General features: G+C 71.4%; 22 protein-coding genes and 2 tRNA genes. 14 read left to right on the plus strand and 10 right to left on the minus strand.

Annotated features, from left to right (window positions below; all coding sequences use genetic code 11):
• The first annotated feature begins 45 nt into the window (after nt 1–45).
• From clpS to B7K25_RS11215, 7 genes are all read left to right on the plus strand, one after another.
• Nucleotides 46–333, plus strand: a complete 288-nt coding sequence (gene clpS, locus B7K25_RS11185) for an ATP-dependent Clp protease adapter ClpS (protein WP_084106130.1) — start codon at nt 46–48, stop codon at nt 331–333.
• The gene (locus B7K25_RS11190; RefSeq protein ID WP_084106131.1) at nt 330–998 is read left to right on the plus strand and encodes a DUF2017 family protein; all 669 of its coding nucleotides are present in this window, start codon (nt 330–332) and stop codon (nt 996–998) included. The genes clpS and B7K25_RS11190 overlap by 4 nt, the downstream gene beginning before the upstream one ends.
• Nucleotides 991–1,794, plus strand: coding sequence for a glutamate racemase (gene murI / locus B7K25_RS11195; RefSeq protein WP_084106223.1), 804 nt, complete (start codon nt 991–993; stop codon nt 1,792–1,794). Before B7K25_RS11190 ends, murI begins: the two co-directional genes overlap by 8 nt.
• A complete protein-coding gene (locus tag B7K25_RS11200) occupies nt 1,791–2,561 on the plus strand; it encodes an MBL fold metallo-hydrolase (RefSeq protein ID WP_084106132.1) in 771 nt (256 codons plus the stop codon). Before murI ends, B7K25_RS11200 begins: the two co-directional genes overlap by 4 nt.
• Nucleotides 2,562–2,723: 162 nt before the next feature.
• Nucleotides 2,724–3,455: a ribonuclease PH gene (rph, locus tag B7K25_RS11205; protein ID WP_200807948.1), complete on the plus strand. Its 732-nt coding sequence runs from the start codon at nt 2,724–2,726 to the stop codon at nt 3,453–3,455.
• A gap of 4 nt (nt 3,456–3,459) precedes the next feature.
• On the plus strand, nt 3,460–4,068 hold the full coding sequence (gene rdgB / locus B7K25_RS11210; protein WP_084106133.1) for an RdgB/HAM1 family non-canonical purine NTP pyrophosphatase: 609 nt from the start codon (nt 3,460–3,462) through the stop codon (nt 4,066–4,068).
• A gap of 38 nt (nt 4,069–4,106) precedes the next feature.
• Complete coding sequence (locus B7K25_RS11215) at nt 4,107–4,646, plus strand: mismatch-specific DNA-glycosylase (protein ID WP_255376154.1); 540 nt, start codon at nt 4,107–4,109, stop codon at nt 4,644–4,646.
• Here B7K25_RS11215 and B7K25_RS11220 read toward each other — a convergent pair.
• Entirely contained in the window at nt 4,625–5,167 is a 543-nt protein-coding gene (locus tag B7K25_RS11220; protein ID WP_084106134.1) for a DUF4916 domain-containing protein, read from the minus strand. The two genes, B7K25_RS11215 and B7K25_RS11220, sit on opposite strands and share 22 nt — an antisense overlap.
• 126 nt (nt 5,168–5,293) lie before the next feature.
• On the opposite strand from B7K25_RS11220, the gene trxA reads away from it, so the two are divergent.
• Together trxA and B7K25_RS11230 are read left to right on the plus strand one after the other, a co-directional pair.
• Nucleotides 5,294–5,662, plus strand: a complete 369-nt coding sequence (gene trxA / locus B7K25_RS11225; RefSeq protein WP_084106135.1) for a thioredoxin — start codon at nt 5,294–5,296, stop codon at nt 5,660–5,662.
• An 81-nt stretch (nt 5,663–5,743) separates the two neighbouring features.
• Entirely contained in the window at nt 5,744–6,178 is a 435-nt protein-coding gene (locus tag B7K25_RS11230) for a VOC family protein (RefSeq protein WP_200807950.1), read from the plus strand.
• A 33-nt stretch (nt 6,179–6,211) separates the two neighbouring features.
• Here the strand turns inward: B7K25_RS11230 and B7K25_RS11235 are convergent.
• Both B7K25_RS11235 and bcp read right to left on the minus strand, forming a co-directional pair.
• Nucleotides 6,212–6,293 (minus strand) — tRNA-Leu (locus tag B7K25_RS11235).
• Between the two features lie 91 nt (nt 6,294–6,384).
• Entirely contained in the window at nt 6,385–6,855 is a 471-nt protein-coding gene (gene bcp / locus B7K25_RS11240; RefSeq protein ID WP_084106137.1) for a thioredoxin-dependent thiol peroxidase, read from the minus strand.
• A gap of 122 nt (nt 6,856–6,977) precedes the next feature.
• Between bcp and B7K25_RS11245 the strand changes: the two genes are divergently transcribed.
• Nucleotides 6,978–7,053 (plus strand) — tRNA-Lys (locus tag B7K25_RS11245).
• 330 nt (nt 7,054–7,383) lie between these two features.
• Entirely contained in the window at nt 7,384–8,592 is a 1,209-nt protein-coding gene (dinB, locus tag B7K25_RS11250; RefSeq protein WP_084106138.1) for a DNA polymerase IV, read from the plus strand.
• A gap of 90 nt (nt 8,593–8,682) precedes the next feature.
• Here dinB and B7K25_RS11255 read toward each other — a convergent pair whose 3' ends face one another.
• Complete coding sequence (locus B7K25_RS11255; protein ID WP_084106139.1) at nt 8,683–9,357, minus strand: SDR family oxidoreductase; 675 nt, start codon at nt 9,355–9,357, stop codon at nt 8,683–8,685.
• A 2-nt stretch (nt 9,358–9,359) separates the two neighbouring features.
• Nucleotides 9,360–10,790 carry a DUF6421 family protein gene (locus B7K25_RS11260; RefSeq protein ID WP_084106140.1) on the minus strand — a complete coding sequence of 477 codons (1,431 nt, stop codon included), beginning with the start codon at nt 10,788–10,790 and terminating at the stop codon, nt 9,360–9,362.
• A 142-nt stretch (nt 10,791–10,932) separates the two neighbouring features.
• Here B7K25_RS11260 and B7K25_RS11265 point away from each other — a divergent pair, with 142 nt between their 5' ends.
• Nucleotides 10,933–11,388: an Lrp/AsnC family transcriptional regulator gene (locus tag B7K25_RS11265; RefSeq protein ID WP_084106141.1), complete on the plus strand. Its 456-nt coding sequence runs from the start codon at nt 10,933–10,935 to the stop codon at nt 11,386–11,388.
• 90 nt (nt 11,389–11,478) lie between these two features.
• Here B7K25_RS11265 and B7K25_RS11270 read toward each other — a convergent pair whose 3' ends face one another.
• Nucleotides 11,479–12,348 carry a S9 family peptidase gene (locus tag B7K25_RS11270; protein WP_084106142.1) on the minus strand — a complete coding sequence of 290 codons (870 nt, stop codon included), beginning with the start codon at nt 12,346–12,348 and terminating at the stop codon, nt 11,479–11,481.
• 143 nt (nt 12,349–12,491) lie between these two features.
• Between B7K25_RS11270 and B7K25_RS11275 the strand changes: the two genes are divergently transcribed.
• A complete protein-coding gene (locus B7K25_RS11275; protein WP_084106143.1) occupies nt 12,492–13,097 on the plus strand; it encodes a TetR/AcrR family transcriptional regulator in 606 nt (201 codons plus the stop codon).
• Nucleotides 13,098–13,224: 127 nt separating this feature from the next.
• Here B7K25_RS11275 and B7K25_RS11280 read toward each other — a convergent pair whose 3' ends face one another.
• The 3 genes from B7K25_RS11280 to B7K25_RS11290 form a co-directional block, all read right to left on the minus strand.
• Entirely contained in the window at nt 13,225–14,223 is a 999-nt protein-coding gene (locus tag B7K25_RS11280; RefSeq protein WP_084106144.1) for a glycine betaine ABC transporter substrate-binding protein, read from the minus strand.
• Nucleotides 14,224–14,408: 185 nt separating this feature from the next.
• Nucleotides 14,409–15,140: an ABC transporter permease gene (locus B7K25_RS11285; protein ID WP_084106145.1), complete on the minus strand. Its 732-nt coding sequence runs from the start codon at nt 15,138–15,140 to the stop codon at nt 14,409–14,411.
• Nucleotides 15,137–15,802 (minus strand): ABC transporter permease, encoded by a 666-nt coding sequence (locus B7K25_RS11290; RefSeq protein WP_084106146.1) that lies wholly within the window; start codon nt 15,800–15,802, stop codon nt 15,137–15,139. Before B7K25_RS11290 ends, B7K25_RS11285 begins: the two co-directional genes overlap by 4 nt.
• Before the next feature lie 52 nt (nt 15,803–15,854).
• Between B7K25_RS11290 and B7K25_RS11295 the strand changes: the two genes are divergently transcribed.
• A complete protein-coding gene (locus B7K25_RS11295; RefSeq protein ID WP_084106147.1) occupies nt 15,855–16,607 on the plus strand; it encodes an ATP-binding cassette domain-containing protein in 753 nt (250 codons plus the stop codon).
• A gap of 12 nt (nt 16,608–16,619) precedes the next feature.
• Here the strand turns inward: B7K25_RS11295 and B7K25_RS11300 are convergent, their stop codons facing one another.
• A complete protein-coding gene (locus tag B7K25_RS11300; protein WP_084106148.1) occupies nt 16,620–17,387 on the minus strand; it encodes a DUF4126 domain-containing protein in 768 nt (255 codons plus the stop codon).
• Nucleotides 17,388–17,471 lie beyond the last annotated feature (84 nt).

Here is a 17,471-nt window from a genome sequence, read left to right on the forward strand (position 1 = left end):
CCCGGCCTCCCCGCCCAGCCAGCGCATCGGCCCTACGCTAGAGGCGTGTCCACCCAGGAGGAGCTCGAGCGCGAGGGTGCCGTCGCACTGCAGACGGCCGATGCGTGGGTCACCATCGTCTGGAACGACCCCATCAACCTCATGAGCTACGTGACGCACGTCTTCCAGACCTACTTCGGCTTCACCCGCCACGAGGCCGAGGCGCGCATGCGCGAGGTCCACGAGCACGGCCGGTCCGTGGTCAGCACGGGCGGGCGCGAGAAGATGGAGGTCGACGTGCAGGCGATGCACGGCTACGGGCTCTGGGCGACCCTGCAGCGGAGCGGCGAGTGAAGGGCTTCACCGCGCGCGAGGGCTCCGCCGTCGCGGAGCTCGACGACGAGGAGCGCATGGTGATCGCGCGCATCGTCGCCGACGTCGGCCTGCTGCTCGGCGGCGAGCAGTTCGGCATGGACGCTCCCGTCGACCGCGACGCCGGCCTCGACGACGCCGACGAGATCCTGCGCCACCTGCGCGGCCTCGCGGAGGCCCTCGCCGAGCCGGACGACCCCGCTGTGCTCCGCCTGCTGCCGTCCGCGTCGCGCGAGGACCGGGAGATCGCGGACGAGTTCCGCCGCCTCACCGAGTCCGACCTGCGCGACCTCAAGGTCGAGCGGCTGCGCACCATGTGGGAGCAGCTGAGCGAGGACGGACCCGAGTGGGAGGTCGCGAGTGGTGACGCGATGTCGACCGCCGCGGCGCTGACGGACCTGCGCCTCGTGCTCGGCAGCCGGCTGCGACTCGACTCCGACGAGGACGCGGAGCGGCTCCACACGGAGATCGATCTGGCGACGCACGCGCTCGAGACCGACGACGACGAGACCCTGCCCGTCGACCCCGAGCGGGTCTGGCTCGGCATGCTCTACCAGGCGCTCACGTGGCTGCAGGAGTCGCTCGTGCAGTACGCGATCGGCGCAGGGGATGGTGCCGACGACGGGCCGGAGGGCGCCGATGTCTGATGCACCGATCGGCGTCTTCGACTCGGGCGTGGGCGGCCTGACCGTGGCGCGCGCGATCATGGACCAGCTCCCGCACGAGTCCATCCACTACGTGGGCGACACCAAGTTCGGGCCGTACGGGCCGCTGCCCATCTCGGACGTGCGCCAGCACGCGCTGGACATCATGGACGCGCTCGTCGCGGATGGTGTGAAGATGCTCGTCATCGCGTGCAACACCGCCTCCGCCGCGGTGCTCCGCGACGCCCGCGAGCGCTTCTCGCGCGAGCGCGGGGTCCCCGTCGTCGAGGTGATCGTGCCGGCCGTGCGCCGCGCCGCCGCGCTGACCAAGTCCGGGCGGGTGGGCGTCATCGGCACGTCCGCCACCATCACCTCGGGAGCGTACGACGACGCGCTCGCGGCCGCGCCCGACATCACCGTCCACTCGCAGGCCTGCCCGCGCTTCGTCGAGCTGGTCGAGGCCGGGATCACGTCCGGCCCGGAGGTCATCGACGTCGCACGCGAGTACCTCGCCCCGCTGCAGGAGGCGCAGGTCGACACCCTCATCCTGGGATGCACCCACTATCCGATGCTGCAGGGCGCGATCGGCTACGTCATGGGGCCCGACGTCACGCTCGTCGACTCGGCGACCGAGACCGCGATCGACGTCTACCGCTCGCTCACCGCGGCGGGTCTCGAGCGCCCGACGGAGCGCCAGGCGGAGCACCGCTTCTTCGCGACGGGGGAGCGCGACCGCTTCGAGGCCCTCGCGCAGCGGTTCCTCGGTCCGGTGGTGACGGAGGTCGCCGCGCTGTCATGACGATGGCGCTGACCATCGTCGGGTGCGCGGGATCCACCGCGGGCCCCGACTCGGCAGCCTCGTGCTACCTGCTGTCCCACACCGACGACGCCGGCCAGACCTGGCGGTTGGTGCTCGACCTCGGCTCCGGGGCGATCGGCCCCCTGCAGCGCCACTGCGATCCCGTGCGCGTCGATGGCGTCCTCGTGTCCCACGGCCACCCCGACCATTGCGCGGACCTGGGCGCGCTCGACGTGCTGCGCCGCTACGGCCCCTCGCGCGACGAGCACGTGCCGTTGATCCCTCTGCTCGGGCCTGAGGGGATCGACCGGCGCATCGGTGATGTGAGCGGCGACCCCACCGACCGCGGGGCGGGCACCTACGACTTCCGCGCGCTCGCCCCTGGGGACACGGTACGCATCGGGCCGTTCGAGATCGAGGCCGCCCGTGCCCTCCACCCCGTGTCGGCGCTCGCCTACCTGGTGACGGCCGGCGACACACGCGTGCTGTTCACCGGCGACACGGACCGCTGCGCGGAGGTCGACGCGTTCGCGGCCCGTGCGACCGCGATCCTGGGCGAGGCCGGCTGGGCGCACCGCGAGGTCAACCCGCCCGGCGTGCACATGAGCGGCGACCAGCTCGGGCGCATGGCGTCCGAGGCCGGGGTGGAGCGGCTCATCGTCACCCACATCGCCTCGTGGCTGGACCCGGAGCCCACGCTGCTCGCCGTGCGGGCGCACGCGCCCCACGCGGTGCTCGCCCGCCCGGGCGACGTCCACGAGCTCTGAGCGAGCGCATCGGCGCACCCGGTCGCGAACCGTCGCGACTGATCGATCGGGAGGTGATCAGTCGCGACGTCTCCCCGGTGAGCTCGCCACCGACGTCCGGCCACGCGTCAGTCCGGAGCGCACGCGCCTGCCCGGCCCCGCGCGCGCCGTTAGGCTCGAGGCATGACGATCACCCGCGCCGATGGCCGCACTCCCGACCAGCTCCGCCCCGTGTCCTTCGAGCGCTCCTGGCTCGACTCCGCCGAGGGCTCGTGCCTCGTGACGTTCGGCGGCACGCGCGTGCTGTGCGCCGCGTCGTTCACCGAGGGTGTGCCGCGCTGGAAGAAGGGGTCCGGCGAGGGCTGGGTCACCGCCGAGTACGCGATGCTGCCGCGCAGCACCAACACCCGCAACGATCGCGAGTCCGTGCGCGGCAAGATCGGCGGCCGCACGCACGAGATCAGCCGCCTCATCGGCCGGTCCCTGCGCGCCATCATCGACGTGAAGGCGCTGGGCGAGAACACCATCGTGCTCGACTGCGACGTGCTCCAGGCGGACGGTGGCACCCGCACCGCCGCGATCACCGGCGCCTACGTCGCCCTCGCGGACGCGATCGCGTGGGGCAAGGCGAACGGCGCGATCAAGGCCACCGCGCAGCCGCTGACCGGCTCGGTGTCCGCGATCTCGGTGGGCATCATCGACGGCACCCCGATGCTCGACCTTCCGTACGTCGAGGACGTGCGCGCGGAGACCGACATGAACGTGGTGATGACCGGGGACGGCGGCTTCGTCGAGGTGCAGGGCACCGCCGAGGGGGCGCCGTTCTCCAAGGCCGAGCTCGACGAGCTGCTCGCCCTCGCGACCGCGGGCAACGCGGAGCTCGCCCAGCTGCAGGCTGCGGCGCTGGAGGCATAGGACCATGCCTCGCCTCGCGATCGCCACCCGCAACGCCCACAAGGTCGACGAGATCTGGGCGATCCTTAGCCCCCTGCTGCCGCACGTGCACCGCGAGGACGTCGCGTCCGCCCTGGACCTGGGCGCACCGTCGCCCGTCGAGGACGGCGTGACGTTCGAGGCGAACGCGCTCATCAAGGCCAGGGCTCTGGCCGCGTCCACCGGCGTGCCAGCGCTCGCGGACGACTCGGGAATCGCGGTCGACGTCCTGGGTGGGTCGCCCGGCGTGTTCTCCGCGATGTGGGCGGGGGCGCACGGCGACGACGCCGCCAACCTGCAGCTGCTGCTCGGCCAGATCGCCGACGTGCCGGACGAGCACCGCGGCGCGGCGTTCGTGTGCGCGGCGGCGCTCGTGACGCCCGACGGCCGCGAGTTCGTGGAGGTGGGCCGCATGCCCGGCCGCGTGATTCGCGAGGCCCGCGGCGAGGGCGGGTTCGGCTACGACCCGATCTTCATCGCCGACGGGCAGGACGTGACCAACGGCGAGCTCGACGCCGAGGCGAAGAACGCGATCTCGCACCGCGGCATGGCCTTCCGGGCGATGGCGCCGCACCTCGTGGCGGTGCTCGGCTGAGCGACGGCCCGCACCGCACCGACGGCCCCGTCCGCAGCATCCTCCCCGACTACCTCGCCCCGGGGCTGCGGGTGGTCTTCTGCGGCACCGCCCCTGGACTGAAGTCGGCTGCGGCCGGTCACTACTACGCGGGTCCCGGCAACCAGTTCTGGACATTCCTCCACGAGGCCGGCTTCGTCCCCGAGCCACTCTCCCCAGGTGACGATGTGCGGGTCCTGAACCACGGTCTCGGCCTCACTGACCTCGTCGAGACCATGGCCCAGTCCCATGACCGCGGCCTTCCCTACGACGGTGCCGCGCTCGAGACCAAGGTGCGCGCGCATCGGCCCTCCTGGGTGGCCTTCACGTCCAAGGAGGCCGGGAAGGCGGCGGCGCGGCACTCGGGCCAGCGGTCGCCGGGACTCGGCCACCAAGCCTGGCCGTTCGGCGGCGCGCGCGTGTTCGTCCTGCCCAGTCCGTCGGGCCGCAACCAGGGGCGACGCGACTACGACGGCTGCGCGACGCGGCTCGAGTGGTGGGCCGAGCTCGCCCGCCTCGTGCGAGACGGCTCAGGCGATCAGGGCAGCACGCCGCAGTAGGCGAGCGCGCGGCGCAGGATGACGTCCTGTCCGCCGGTCATCTCCCGTGCGACGTCCTCGCTCGCGGCCTCCTCGGGCGTGAGCCACACGATGTCGAGCGCGTTCTGGCTGGGCTCGCAGTCGCCGTCGACGGGCACCACGTATGCCAGGGCGACCGCGTGCTGGCGGGAGTCGTGCAGCGGCGAGAAGCCCTCGGTGGGGAAGTACTCGGCGACGGCGAACGGCGTCGGGTCCACGGGGATCCGCGGCAGTGCCACGGTGCCGAGGTCCTTCTCGAGGTTGCGGATCAGCGCGTCGCGGATCCGCTCGTGATAGAGCACACGCCCCGCGACGAGGGCGCGCGAGATGGCGTCGTCGTCGGCCCTGAGCAGCAGGCCGATCTCCGTGATGTCGCCCGCGGCGTCCGTGCGCACCGGCACCGCGTTGATGTAGAGGATGGGCAGCTCGCCGCGCACGTGCTGCAGCTCGCGATCGCTCAGCCAGCCGGACGGCTCGGGGGGCAGCTCCGCCATGTCAGTCATGCCTCCTTTGTACCCTGGCTCGGCGCGGTGGTCAGGACGCGCGCCGTGGCATGGCACCCTGGTCGGAATACGTCTGCGACCGACTGCGTTACGCGGGCACGGGGAAGCGATCAGGAAGGAATCCCCATGAGCACTGTTGACCTGACCACTGACAGCTTCGAGCAGACTGTGACCAAGGACGGCATCGTCCTGGTTGACTTCTGGGCGGAGTGGTGCGGACCCTGCAAGCGGTTCGCGCCCATCTACGACCAGTCCTCGGACGCGAACCCCGAGATCGTCCACGCGAAGGTGGACACCGAGGCGCACCAGGAGCTGAGCGCCCAGTTCGGGATCACCGCGATCCCCACTCTGATGGCGTTCCGCGACGGCATCATGGTCTACAACCGCGCTGGCGCGATGGCCGGCCCGGACCTGCAGAACCTCGTGAAGGCCGTCGAAGGCCTCGACATGGACGAGGTCCGCAAGCAGGTCGCGGAGCAGCAGGCCGCGCAGTAGGCGCCACCTCAGACGCACTCCAGCCCCGGGCTCCCTCGAAGGGAGGCCGGGGCTGTTGCGTGCACGCTTAGGCTGAGGCTCATGGTGCGCATGGACAACGTCGGCATCGTCGTCGAGGACCTGGACGGCGCGATCGCGTTCTTCGAGGCGATCGGCCTCGAGCTGGAGGGTCGCGCGCATGTCGAGGGTGCGTGGGCTGGCCGGGTGACCGGGCTGGGCGATCAGCGCGTCGAGATCGCGATGCTGCGCACGCCCGACGGTCACGGCCGCGTCGAGCTGTCGCGGTTCCTCGAGCCGGCGGTGGTCGAGGACCATCGCGCAGCGCCGGTGAACTCGCTGGGGTACCTCCGGGTCATGTTCGCGGTCGACGACCTCGATGCGACTCTCGCCGCTGCCGAGGTCGCCGGCGCCAGCCTGGTGAGCACGGAGGTGGTGCGCTACGAGGACGCCTACCGGCTCTGCTACGTGCGCGGCCCCGAGGGCATCTTGGTGGGGTTGGCGCAGCCGCTCGGCTAGGCGGCCGCGCCGCGGTCACGGGGCCGACCGGGGTGCGCGAGGCGGGACTTGAACCCGCACGTCCGAGGACACTGGAACCTAAATCCAGCGCGTCTGCCAATTCCGCCACTCGCGCGCGGCCACCAGGATACGCGCGCGAGGACGCGCCCCTGTGCAGGGCCGATGCGCGGGCTGGGTCCCGCGTTCAGGTCGCCGCGGTCGGGTGGTCAGTCGACGCCGAGCTCGCGCCGCAGCCGGGTGACGTGCCCCGTGGCCTTGACGTTGTAGAGCGCGAGCTCGACGTCGCCGTCGGGGTCGACCACGACGGTCGAGCGGATCGAGCCTTCGACCACCTTGCCGTAGTTCATCTTCTCGCCCCACGCGCCGTACGCCTGTTGGACGGCGAGCTCGGGGTCCGACACGAGCGTGAAGGTCAGGCCCTCTGCCTCGCGGAACTCCGCGAGCTTCTCGGGCGAGTCCTTCGAGATGCCCACCACCTCGTACCCGGCGGCCGCAAGGGCGCTGAGCGAGTCGCGGAAGTCGCACGCCTGGGTGGTGCACCCGGGCGTCATCGCGGCGGGGTAGAAGTAGAGGATGACGTGCTTGCCGCGGTGCTCCGAGAGCGTGAACGAGCCGTCGTCGGTGGTCGCGGTGAAGTCGGGCGCGGTGTCGCCCTGGGCGAGTCGGGTGTCAGTCATGATGACAACCTAACGCCGATGCGCGGGCTGGCTCTTCCCGCATCGTCTCGATTTCACAAGGCTGGCCCGGGCCTGCTAAAGTTGTTCTTCGCACCGCGCCGTGGCAACGGTTCGGAGAGCGAGCACCTCTAGCTCAATTGGCAGAGCAACTGACTCTTAATCAGTGGGTTCTGGGTTCGAGTCCCAGGGGGTGTACCAGCGGCATCTTCTCGATTGCTATCGCAAGAATTCGCGATTGGGTTGGGAACGCCATGATCAAGGCGGTTCGGTCACTCATCAAGGGTGGCGGGGCCGCCTTGAGCCATTTCTGGAGCCGGCTTGTTGGTGTACGGCGCCGCGCCACGTGCGCTGAGGTGCGGTGGACGCGATGCGGTTCTGCCATGGATACCTGTCTCCGTCAGCCGCGAAAGGTGAGCGGAGGCCGCTGCGGGAGCACGTGTCAACCGACGGCGGGCCAGAGCTGCGCCTGTGATGTCATGCCCGGGTGAGACCATTTCCGGGAAGACGCGTGGCGGCAGGAGGTGGCGGGTGAAGGGCGAAGCGACCGTGCTCCACGCCGACCTCGACGCGTTCTACGCTTCGGTCGAGCAACGGGACGATCCCGCACTGCGCGGACGGCCCGTCATCGTGGGCGGCGGTGTCGTCGTCGCCGCGAGCTACGAAGCGAAGGCCCACGGGGTTCGCACCACGATGGGGACGCAGAGGGCACGCGCGCTCTGCCCCGCCGCAGTCATCGTGCCGCCCCGCATGGAGGCATACTCCGCGGCCAGCCGTGCCGTCTTCGACATCTTTCATGACACCACGCCCTACGTGGAGGGGATCTCGATCGATGAGGCGTTCCTCGAGGTGGGGGGACTACGCCGACTGGCGGGAACCCCCGTCCAGATCGCCATGCGTCTGCGAGAACGCGTGGGTGCTGAGGTGGGACTTCCGATGTCGGTTGGCGTCGCGAGAACCAAGTTCCTGGCGAAGGTCGCGAGCGCAGTCAGCAAGCCCGACGGGCTCCTCGTGGTGGAACCTGAACGCGAGGAGGCGTTCCTGCACCCGCTCCCGGTCGAACGGCTCTGGGGCGTCGGCGCGGTGACCGCGGAGAAGCTGCACAGCAGAGGCATCCACACCGTCGGACAACTGGCAGAGATCGAAGCGGCGACCGCCGAGCAATGGCTCGGCAGCGCAGCCGGAGCCCAGCTGCACGCGTTGGCCCGGCTCCGGGACCCGCGACCCGTTGAGGCGACCAGACGTCACGGGTCAATCGGCTCGCAACGCGCACTCGGCAACCGTTCCTCGTCGGCCGGTGCGCTCGAGCTGATCCTCATGCAGATCGTCGACCAACTCGCGAAGCGCCTCCGCGATCGCGGATCGTCGTGCGGCACCGTCGTCCTGAGGCTCCGCTACGGCGACTTCACGAGGGCGACTCGCTCGAGCACCTTCGCTGCGCCCACCGATCGCACCGAGGTGCTGCTCAGTGCGGCCCAGCGCCTGCTCGCCGCGGCGGATCGCGACATCGCCGAACGCGGCATCACCCTCATCGGCGTCTCGCTCTCGCGACTGACTCGCCCCGGTCCGGTCCAGGCCGAGCTTCCCCTCGAATGGAGTGATGGCTCGCGCATCGACGCCAAGCTCGACGTCGCGCTCGACGCGGTGCGCGATCGATTCGGCGCCTCCGCCGTCACCCGCGCAGCGCTCATCGGTCGCGATCCCGGGTTGTCGGCGCCGCGACTGCCCGACCACGAGTAAGGAGCGTACGAAGGCTGAACCGCCGTCCCGGTGCACCCCATCCGCGGCGCACCACCACCGACGGCGGCCCGGGATGCGCGGCACACGATCTCAGGAGTCCGGGTCCGTCGTGTCCACGGTGATGGTGGTGCCGTTGATCGATGGAGCCTCGGCGTCCCACAGTCGCACGTAGGCGTCGGCGACCGCGTCCTCGAGTCCCGCGAGGCTCGCCACCCGGAAGATCACGGCCGCCGCGGTGGGTTCCCGGCCGGAATCGGATCTCGCGTACCCGTCGGCGACGGCCCGGACCCAGGCCTCGCTGGCTGCCTTGACGGCGGCGTAGTTCGCGCCGCCTGCGCGCGGGTGGTCGACGGCCGTCGACGAGATGATGGCGAGCCTCCCCGCGGGGGATCGACGGAGGTCCTCGTCGAACGCGCGCGACACGTGCCTCAGGGCCGTGAGCGACGCCTCGAGCACTCGATAGTCCGCATCGGACTGGCCCGCCAGGCCGCCACCGCCGCGCCAGCCGCCCACGAGGTGCAGCACCCCGTCGATGGCCACGCCGTCCGCGCGCAGCCGACTCGCGAGCAGCGCCGCGGCGGCCTCATCCGAGAGGTCGGCGGCCTCGGGCCGCGCTCCGAGCTCCGCGAGCGGCGCCAACCGCGCCTCGTCGCGGCCGACCGCGACCACGAGCGCGCCCGCGCCGAGGAGCGCGCGCGTCGCCGCGATGCCCATCGCGCTGGTCGCGCCGGCGATCAACACGTTGCGGCCCGCGGCGCCAGCCATCGTCAGGCGGCGGCCGCGGTGATGCCGCAGGTGGACTCGATGACGGCGCGCATCTTCTTGTCGAGCGCCTCGTAGAACATCGACAGCGGGAACTCGTCGTCCATCACGAGGTCGGTGTAGCCCTTGGGTGCGCCGGCGAGCACCTCGCGCGGCAGCCCCTGGGCCCACACGGAGGCCGGGTGCGGCGCGACGATGCTCGACACCAGCTCGTACGCCTTGAGCCAGTGCGCCGTCTTGGGGCGGTCGATGGACTCCCAGTACAGCTCGTTGATCGCGTCGCTGAGCGCCACCACGGCGGCGGGGACCGCGTCCCAGTCCACGCTGAGCTCGACGTCGCGCCAGTCGAGCACGTGACGGCGGTGCAGCCACGCGAACAGGATCTGGCCGCCGAGGCCGTCGTAGTTGCGCACGCGCGAGCCCGTGATCGGGAACCGGAAGATGCGGTCGAACAGCACGGCATGCTGGACGAGCCTCGCGTGGAGCAGCGTGTCGCGCTCCACGGCGTCGAGCTGGTCGCCGCCCGCGGCGCGCGCATCGAGGCGGCGCTCGATCGCGACCGCCTCCCGGAAGGCCGTGAGGTCGCAGCGCAGCTCCTCGAGCGTGTAGAGGAAGAACGGCATGCGCTGCTTGATCATGAACGGGTCGAACGGCAGGTCGCCGCGCATGTGGGTGCGGTCGTGGATGAGGTCCCACATGACGAACGTCCGCTCGGTGAGGTCCTGGTCCTCGAGCATCGCGGCGGCGTCGGCGGGCAGCGCGAGGCGTGTGGTCTTAGCGGCCGCGGCGACCACACGGCGGTAGCGGGCGGCCTCCCGGTCCTGGAAGATCGCGCCCCACGTGAAGGTCGGGATCTCGCGCATCGCGACGGTCTCGGGGAACAGCACCGCAGAGTTGGTGTCGTAGCCCGGGGTGAAGTCGATGAGGCGTAGGGAGACGAAGAGCCTGTTGCCGTAGTCGCCGCACTCGAGCGCGGCCACGAAGTCCGGCCAGATCGCCTCGGCGACGAGAGCCTCGACGTGGCGATCGGGCGAGCCGTTCTGGGTGTACATCGGAAAGACGATGAGGTGGCGCGCTCCGTCGACGCGATGGAGCTGGGGCTCGAAGGCGACGAGGGAGTCGAGGAAGTCCGGCTCCGCGAAGCCGCCATCGACCCAGCGGGCGAAGTCGCCCGGGAGCGCCGCGAGGTACGCCGCGTCGTGGGGGAACAGGGGAGCGAGCTCCCGGATCGCCGCCACGATCGCGTCGACGTGCTCGCGCGCCGCGGGGTGATGCGCCGTGTCGGGGATCGACCCGTTCTTGACCTGGAGAGGCTGCAGTGCCGTCGCAGCCGCCTTGAGGCGGAGCCACGCGGCGCTGCGCTCGACGGTGGCGGCCGTGAGGCCGGACTCTGCGACAGCGACACCCGCCGCCGTGGTCGAGGTGGGATCGAGCATGGGGACTCCCTCCGACGAGTGCGGGAAGATTTCCCGCATGCCCAAGGTATAGCCGGAGAACTTCCGTTGTGCAATGACTCTGACAAGCGAACCGCCGGATTCGTGCGGCGCGCGCGCCGGGCACGTGCGGTACGGTCCTGTCATGATCGATCCGGTCGATGCGCGTCTGGTGGCGGAGGTCTCCCGCGACGGACGCGCCACGCTGGCACAGCTCGCGGAGCATGTGGGCCTGTCGACCTCAGCGGTCCAGGCGCGCCTGAGGCGCCTCGAGGCGGACGGAGTCATCAGCGGCTACCGGGCGCTCGTGGACCCCCAGGCGCTGGGCCGCCCGCTCTCTGCCTTCATGGAGATCACGCCGCTGGATCCGGAGCAGGTCGACGACGTGCCGCAGCTGCTCGAGCACCTCACCGCGGTCGAGGCGTGCCACTCGATCGCGGGTGACGCGAGCTACATGCTGTTCGTCCGGGTCGGCACCCCGCCCGACCTCGAGGCGCTGATCCGCGACATTCGCCGCGTGGTCAACGTCACGACCCGCACCACGGTGGTGCTCCAGACCTTCTACGAGAACCGGCCGCTGCTGCCGCCCGACGAGGGCTGACCGCCGCCGCGCGCTCGGAGCGCGCCGAGGCCCGGCGTACCCGAACGATGTGGCGGGCAGGCCGGGCCTGGGCGTGTGCGATGGGTGCTGTCAGGATCCCGCCGGCGCGTGCTGCGCGGCGAAGGCGAGCGCGGCATCGGCGACCTCTCGCCACCCGGAGTCGATGGTGAGCGAGTGTCCGCGTCCCGCGATCTCGACGAACTCCGTGGTGGCGGCGTTGCGTGACTGCATCCGGAAGGCGGCGTGCGCGATGGCGCGGGGGACGATGGTGTCCTTCTCGCCCGAGATGATCAGCAGCGGCCCGCGGTCGGGGTTGCGCGTGTCGATCGTGGTCGCGGCCTTGGGGTTGAGGTTGGCGGTCGCGGCCTGGAAGAGCGGACGACCCGGCGCCGCGACGTGGTGGTGCGCATACAGCTCGCGCGCCTCGTCCTCGGTCACCGCGTTGGCGAAGCCGTAGCGGAACTGGTCGAAGGTGAGCGTGACGGTCCGCGTGCGGTTGGCCGGGTTGCCCAGGACGGGGGACGAGGCCTTGAGGGTGCTCGCCGGCAGCGGCAAGACTCCCTTGAACGGCGCGGGGTCGATCGCGACGGTCGCCGCAGCCAGGCCGCGGTCCGCGACGCGCTGCACGAGCAGCCCGCCGAACGAGTGGCCGATGAGCAGCGGCTTGCGGTCGAGCGCGGCCGCGATCGCGGCGACGTGGTCGGTGACCTCCTGGACGCCGACGCCGGAGAAGGCGTCGGGGCGGCGACGGGCGTCGGCCACGTCGGCCGGCTCGTTGGGCCACTGAGCGACGACGACGGCGTAGCCGGCGGCCTCGAGGTGGTCGCGCCAGGCGTCCCAACTCGAGTCGAGGAGCCACAGGCCGTGCACGAGGAGGGCGGTGGGGCGTCCGGAGGCGTTGGCGCGAGCGATCTGGCGTGCCTCGCGGTCGGTGATGGGGGTGATGGCGGTGGTGGTCATGGCGGTTCTCCTTGGTGGTGGTCCGGAGGGCTCCGGATGCCAGAAAGAACGTTCGTTCTACCGCCGATCATTCCCGCCAGGACGAACTTGCCTCCGATCGGGCATAGACCAGGGAGAACGAGCGTTCTGCTAGCGTGAGAGACATGCCAGAGCCCACGTCAGCCACCCCGACGAGCGCCCCGCCGACCACCGCGGGCAGTCCGCGGGACCGGCTGCTCGCGACCGCATCGGCGCTTTTCTATGCGGAGGGGATCACGGCGGTCGGCGTCGACCGCATCGTGACCGAGTCGGCCGTGACGAGGGCGACGCTGTACCGGCACTTCGACGGCAAGGCGGGGCTCGTGGCGGCCTACCTCGAGGGCGAGGACGCGCGGCTGCGGTCGCTCGCCGACGCGGCGCTCGCCACCGGCGCGACCGGCGTCGAGCTCCTGCGCCTCGTGGTCCACGGGATCGCCCAGGATGTCGCCGAGCGCCACACCCGCGGCTGCCCCTTCATCAACGCCGCAGCGGAGTACCCCGACCCCGCCAGCGCCGTGCGCGGGATCGTCGCGACTCACCGCGCGTGGTTCCGGTCCACCTTGGAGCAGGTCGCCGCGGGCGCGGGGCTCGCTGAACCCGGCGAGGTCGCGGCCGGCCTGGTGATGCTGCGCGACGCCGCTCTCGTGGGGGGCTACCTCGACGGCGCCGATGCGGTCGCGGCGACGCTCGTGCGCTCGGCCTCGGCCCTCACGGGCCTCGACCTCAGCTGAGGTCTCCTCCAGGGATGAGTTCCCCGCGCGAGCTCGAGGCGACACCGCGTGACCTCGACACGGCACCGCGCTAGCACCACGAAGGCCCGGCTCCCCTAGGGGAGCCGGGCCTTCGCGAACGGAGGGACTAGCTGGTCGCCAGCGCGCCGTCGGACGAGAACACGAGGCCCACGGCCACCTCGCCCGAGGTGATCGCCGTCTTGGTCAGCGGGCCGCCGGCGTCGAGCGAGCGGAACTCCGCCACCTCGATGCCGTAGGTGCCCTCGAGCCCGGGCTGGCAGAAGGGACGCTCGGGGCACTCCGGGGGCCCGCCGAGCACCACGCCACCGCACGCCTCGGCGAGCTCGCTGAGGGTCGTCACGCCGTACGCGTCGATGAAGCCCTGCGTCACCGCGAAGGCGTTCTGGTCCTGGGCGTCCGCGGGCGAGCCCACGGCGAGGCCGTTCTCCTCGGCGAGCGGCTCGAGGGCCGCGACCGTCTCGGTGATGTCGCCGGACGCCACGGCCGTCTCCACGTCGCCGTCGAGGAACTCGGCGAACGTCGCCGCGTACTCGGGGACGATGTCGATCTCACCGCTGGTGAGCGCGGGCAGGTAGGTCTCGCGGTTGCCGATCTCGCGCACCTCGGTGTCGTAGCCCGCCATCGCGAGCACGTCGGCGTAGATCTCCGCGAGCGTGATGTTCTCGGAGAAGTTCGCCGCGCCGATGGTCAGCGAGCCGGCGCCGTCGCCGCCGTCGATCGTGAGGCCGGCCTCGTCGACCCAGGCCTGCGCGACCTCGGCCGAGGTCTGGCGGTCGATGTCGACGGACTTGTTGAGCTCGATCAGCGTGGGGGTGTCGAGCGCCGCGGACACGTCGTCGAGCGCGGCGAGCACGTCCTCGCTCGCGGCGTCGGCATTGAGGGCCGGGATGATGTTGTCGGACGCCTGCAGCATCTGGTCGTCCTCGAGCACCACGAGCTGCTCGCCGGGGACGGGCAGGCACTCCTGCGCCATGGCGGTCTCGCCGCCGGTGGCGCCGGTGGTGGGCTCCTCGGAGCCCTCGCTGCCGGAGTCGGAGCTGGAACAGCCTGCCAGCGTCAGGGCGGCGACGGATAGGGCCGCCAGGGTCGCGTTGCGAGTACGCATCGGTGCTCCTCGTGTTGGGGGACTGTCACGGTCGCCAACCACCAGCCTGCCTGGTTTCTTCCCGTCCCGCGCGGTCCGCTCATTCCCGAAAGTGGGTCTACATCCGTGATCGGGAGCCCGTCACGATGAAAGTGGGCCCACTTTCGGTGGGTGGGGGCCGATGCGCGGGCTGGGGTGGTCGGTCGTCATGCCGACGCGGCGGCCGCCTCGCGCAGCGGCGCCGGGGTGACCGCGCGCTGGAGCCGCGCCATCACCGCGTCCGTGATGAGGGCGAGCGCGGCGACGAGGATCGCGCCTGCGAGCACCTCGCCATAGCGCTGGGTCGCGAGCCCGCGGTTGATGATGACGCCGAGCCCGCCGCCGGCGACGAGCGCGGCCAGGGGCACCGTCGCGACGGTCTGGACCGTCGCCGTGCGCAGGCCCGCGGCGATGAGCGGCACGGCGAGCGGCAGCTCGACGCGCGTCGCCACCTGGAAGCGGGTGAGGCCCTGACCGAGCGCGGCCTCGCGGACGTCGGGATCGACCTCGGCCATGCCGGTGAAGGTGTTGGACAGGATGGGCGGGAAGGCGAAGATCGCGGCGGCGAGGATGACGGCCTGGTTGCCGAAGCCGATGGCCGACGCCGCGAACAGCGTCAGGAGCGCGAGCGTCGGGATGGCGCGCGTCAGGTTCGAGATCACGACGGTGACGCCGCCGCCGCGCCTGCGGTGCCCCAGCCACACGCCGAGCGGTAGCGCGACGATCACCGCGATCGAGACCGCGGCGAAGCTCATCCACAGGTGCTCGAGCGTGAGGCCGATGATCGAGTCCTGCGCGAACCGCCAGCCGCCGTCGAAGGTGGGCGTCGTGATGCCGTTCGCGCCGGTCCAGCTCTCGGGGTTCGTGAGGTAGGCCCACGCGTCGCCGACGGTGCTCATGCTGCGGCCCTCCCTCGCGTCCAGGGCGTCGCCATGCGCCCGAGCAGGACCAGAGCGAGGTCGAGCACCAGCGCGAGCGCGAGGCACAGCAGGGTGGCCGTCATGATCTGAGCGCGGTAGTCGGACTGCAGGCCGCGGAACATGAGCTGCCCGAGCCCGCCGTATCCGACGACCACGCCGACCGTCACGAGCGCGACGGTGCTCACCGCCGCGATCCTGAGGCCCGCGATGATCGACGGCAGCGCGTTGGGCAGCTCGACCTGGAACAGCAGCCGCATGGGCGCGTAGCCGAGCCCGCGCGCCGCGTCGGTGACGTCGCGGTCGACCGACTGGAGCCCGACGACGATGTTGCGGACCAGGACCAGCAGGGCGTAGGCCACCAGGCCGATGAGCACGGTGGTGCGGCCGATGCCGGTGAACGGCGCGAGCAGGCCGAACAGTGCGAACGACGGGATCGTGTAGAGCACCCCGCTGATGCCCAGCACCGGGCCGGCGAGGGCGGGAACGCGGCGGGCGAGCACGGCCAAGGGGAACGCGATCGCGATGGCGATGGCGAGCGCCTGCAGGGTCAGCGTCGTGTGGATGAGCAGCTGCTGCGAGACCTCCTCCCAGTTGCGCTGGAGGTAGTCCAGCGAGAACCAGGGGTTCGCGGGCTCGTCCATCTGACCGACGCTAGCAGGGCCCACGCGCACCGGGCCGCGATACGGTGGCCAGATGGAGCATGCCGGCATCGCCTTCGACCACGTGCGCAAGGAGTACCCCGACGGCACCGTCGCGGTCGAGGATCTGAGCCTCGAGGTGACACCGGGGGAGATCCTGTGCCTCGTGGGTCCGTCGGGCTGCGGCAAGTCGACGACGCTGCGGATGGTCAACCGGCTCGTGGAGCCCACGAGCGGCACCATCACGGTCGACGGTGCCGACGTGATGAGCCAGGACGCCGTGCAGCTGCGCCGGTCGATCGGCTACGTCATCCAGCACGTGGGCCTCTTCCCGCACCGGACCGTCGCGCAGAACGTGGCGACCGTGCCTGGCCTGCTCAAGTGGGACAAGGCGCGCACCCGTGCGCGGGCGGAGGAGCTGCTCGACCTGGTCGGGCTGCCGCACGGCAAGTACGGCAGCCGCTATCCCCATGAGCTGTCCGGTGGCGAGCGTCAGCGCGTGGGAGTGGCCCGAGCGCTCGCCGTCGAGCCGCCCGTGATGCTCATGGACGAGCCGTTCGGCGCGGTCGACCCCCAGCGTCGCCGCAGCCTGCAGCAGGAGTTCAAGGACCTCCAGCGCGGCCTCGGCATCACGGTGATGATGGTCACCCACGACATCCGCGAGGCCGTGATCCTCGCGGACCGGATCGCGGTCTTCTCCCAGGGTGGTGTGCTCGAGCAGCTGGGAACGCCGGACGAGGTCAGCGACCACCCGGCGAACGCGTTCGTCGAGGACTTCCTCGCGGACTTCGGCGCGCTCAGCAACTAGGCCCGCCGCGCGTCAGCGTCCTGGCGCCTCGGGGGTGTCGGGTCCCTCCTCGGCCTCGCCGATGCTCGGGACGGACGGCTCGCCGCCGTTGCGGTAGCGGCTGAGGCGGCCGGGCTCGCGCCACTTCGAGCGCCACCACGCGACCATGCCGCCCTCGGCCTCCTGCGCCTCGCGCTCGAGGCGCTCCTCGGCCTGTCGCATCTCGCGGTGGCGGCGACGGCGCCGGCCCGTGGTGACGATGCGATACACGGTGATGCCGATGAAGATGAACACCACGATCACGAGGATGGGCACGAAGATCGCGACGAGGCACAGCGCGACGGCGATCGCGTCCTCGGCGAAGGAGGCGAGGGGCGCCCCGGTGCCGCCCGTCGTCGCGTTCACCGCGGGGCGGGACGCGGCCTTCGACACGTGCATCGTGAGCGCGACGACGGCTCCCACGAGGCCCGCGATGAGCGGGTTGTCCTGCCAGAAGTTGGACTCGTCGACGACGGTGGCCGCCGCGGTCGCGGCGAAGATCACGCCGCCCACGAGCGGGCGCACGGCGGTCTGGATGAGGTCGTTGACGTGGTCGACGCCCGGGATCTTGTCGAGGATCAGCTCCGCGGCCAGGAGGATCGTGAAGATGATGATCGCGGGCCACGACTGGAGCCACTCGAGGTGCGTCGGCAGGTCGATGAACTCCGTGAAGCGCGCGAAGATCCCGACGATGACGAGCGGGATGAACGCGTTGAGGCCGGCGGCGGCTGCCAGGCCGGCTCCGGTGAGCGCTGCGAGCATCGAGTCCTCCGTGGCGGGTGGGCGTGGCCGGCGCGCGGCGCCGGGTGACGCTCAACGATAGCCCGTCGCGCGTGGGGGACGGTC

The organism is Demequina sp. NBRC 110056 (assembly GCF_002090155.1).
Lineage (GTDB): Bacteria > Actinomycetota > Actinomycetes > Actinomycetales > Demequinaceae > Demequina.

Coding starts and splice junctions, on each gene's coding strand:
- B7K25_RS11300 (WP_084106148.1), bottom strand. CDS start 17,387: ATGCTCGCAGCGCTCACCGGAGCCGGCCTGGCAGCCGCCGCCGGCCTC.
- B7K25_RS11200 (WP_084106132.1), top strand. CDS start 1,791: ATGACGATGGCGCTGACCATCGTCGGGTGCGCGGGATCCACCGCGGGC.
- B7K25_RS11275 (WP_084106143.1), top strand. CDS start 12,492: ATGCCAGAGCCCACGTCAGCCACCCCGACGAGCGCCCCGCCGACCACC.
- bcp (WP_084106137.1), bottom strand. CDS start 6,855: ATGACTGACACCCGACTCGCCCAGGGCGACACCGCGCCCGACTTCACC.
- rph (WP_200807948.1), top strand. CDS start 2,724: ATGACGATCACCCGCGCCGATGGCCGCACTCCCGACCAGCTCCGCCCC.
- B7K25_RS11230 (WP_200807950.1), top strand. CDS start 5,744: ATGGTGCGCATGGACAACGTCGGCATCGTCGTCGAGGACCTGGACGGC.
- B7K25_RS11260 (WP_084106140.1), bottom strand. CDS start 10,790: ATGCTCGATCCCACCTCGACCACGGCGGCGGGTGTCGCTGTCGCAGAG.
- B7K25_RS11220 (WP_084106134.1), bottom strand. CDS start 5,167: ATGACTGACATGGCGGAGCTGCCCCCCGAGCCGTCCGGCTGGCTGAGC.
- B7K25_RS11285 (WP_084106145.1), bottom strand. CDS start 15,140: ATGAGCACCGTCGGCGACGCGTGGGCCTACCTCACGAACCCCGAGAGC.
- B7K25_RS11265 (WP_084106141.1), top strand. CDS start 10,933: ATGATCGATCCGGTCGATGCGCGTCTGGTGGCGGAGGTCTCCCGCGAC.
- B7K25_RS11290 (WP_084106146.1), bottom strand. CDS start 15,802: ATGGACGAGCCCGCGAACCCCTGGTTCTCGCTGGACTACCTCCAGCGC.
- murI (WP_084106223.1), top strand. CDS start 991: ATGTCTGATGCACCGATCGGCGTCTTCGACTCGGGCGTGGGCGGCCTG.
- B7K25_RS11295 (WP_084106147.1), top strand. CDS start 15,855: ATGGAGCATGCCGGCATCGCCTTCGACCACGTGCGCAAGGAGTACCCC.
- B7K25_RS11270 (WP_084106142.1), bottom strand. CDS start 12,348: ATGACCACCACCGCCATCACCCCCATCACCGACCGCGAGGCACGCCAG.
- rdgB (WP_084106133.1), top strand. CDS start 3,460: ATGCCTCGCCTCGCGATCGCCACCCGCAACGCCCACAAGGTCGACGAG.
- trxA (WP_084106135.1), top strand. CDS start 5,294: ATGAGCACTGTTGACCTGACCACTGACAGCTTCGAGCAGACTGTGACC.
- B7K25_RS11255 (WP_084106139.1), bottom strand. CDS start 9,357: ATGGCTGGCGCCGCGGGCCGCAACGTGTTGATCGCCGGCGCGACCAGC.
- B7K25_RS11280 (WP_084106144.1), bottom strand. CDS start 14,223: ATGCGTACTCGCAACGCGACCCTGGCGGCCCTATCCGTCGCCGCCCTG.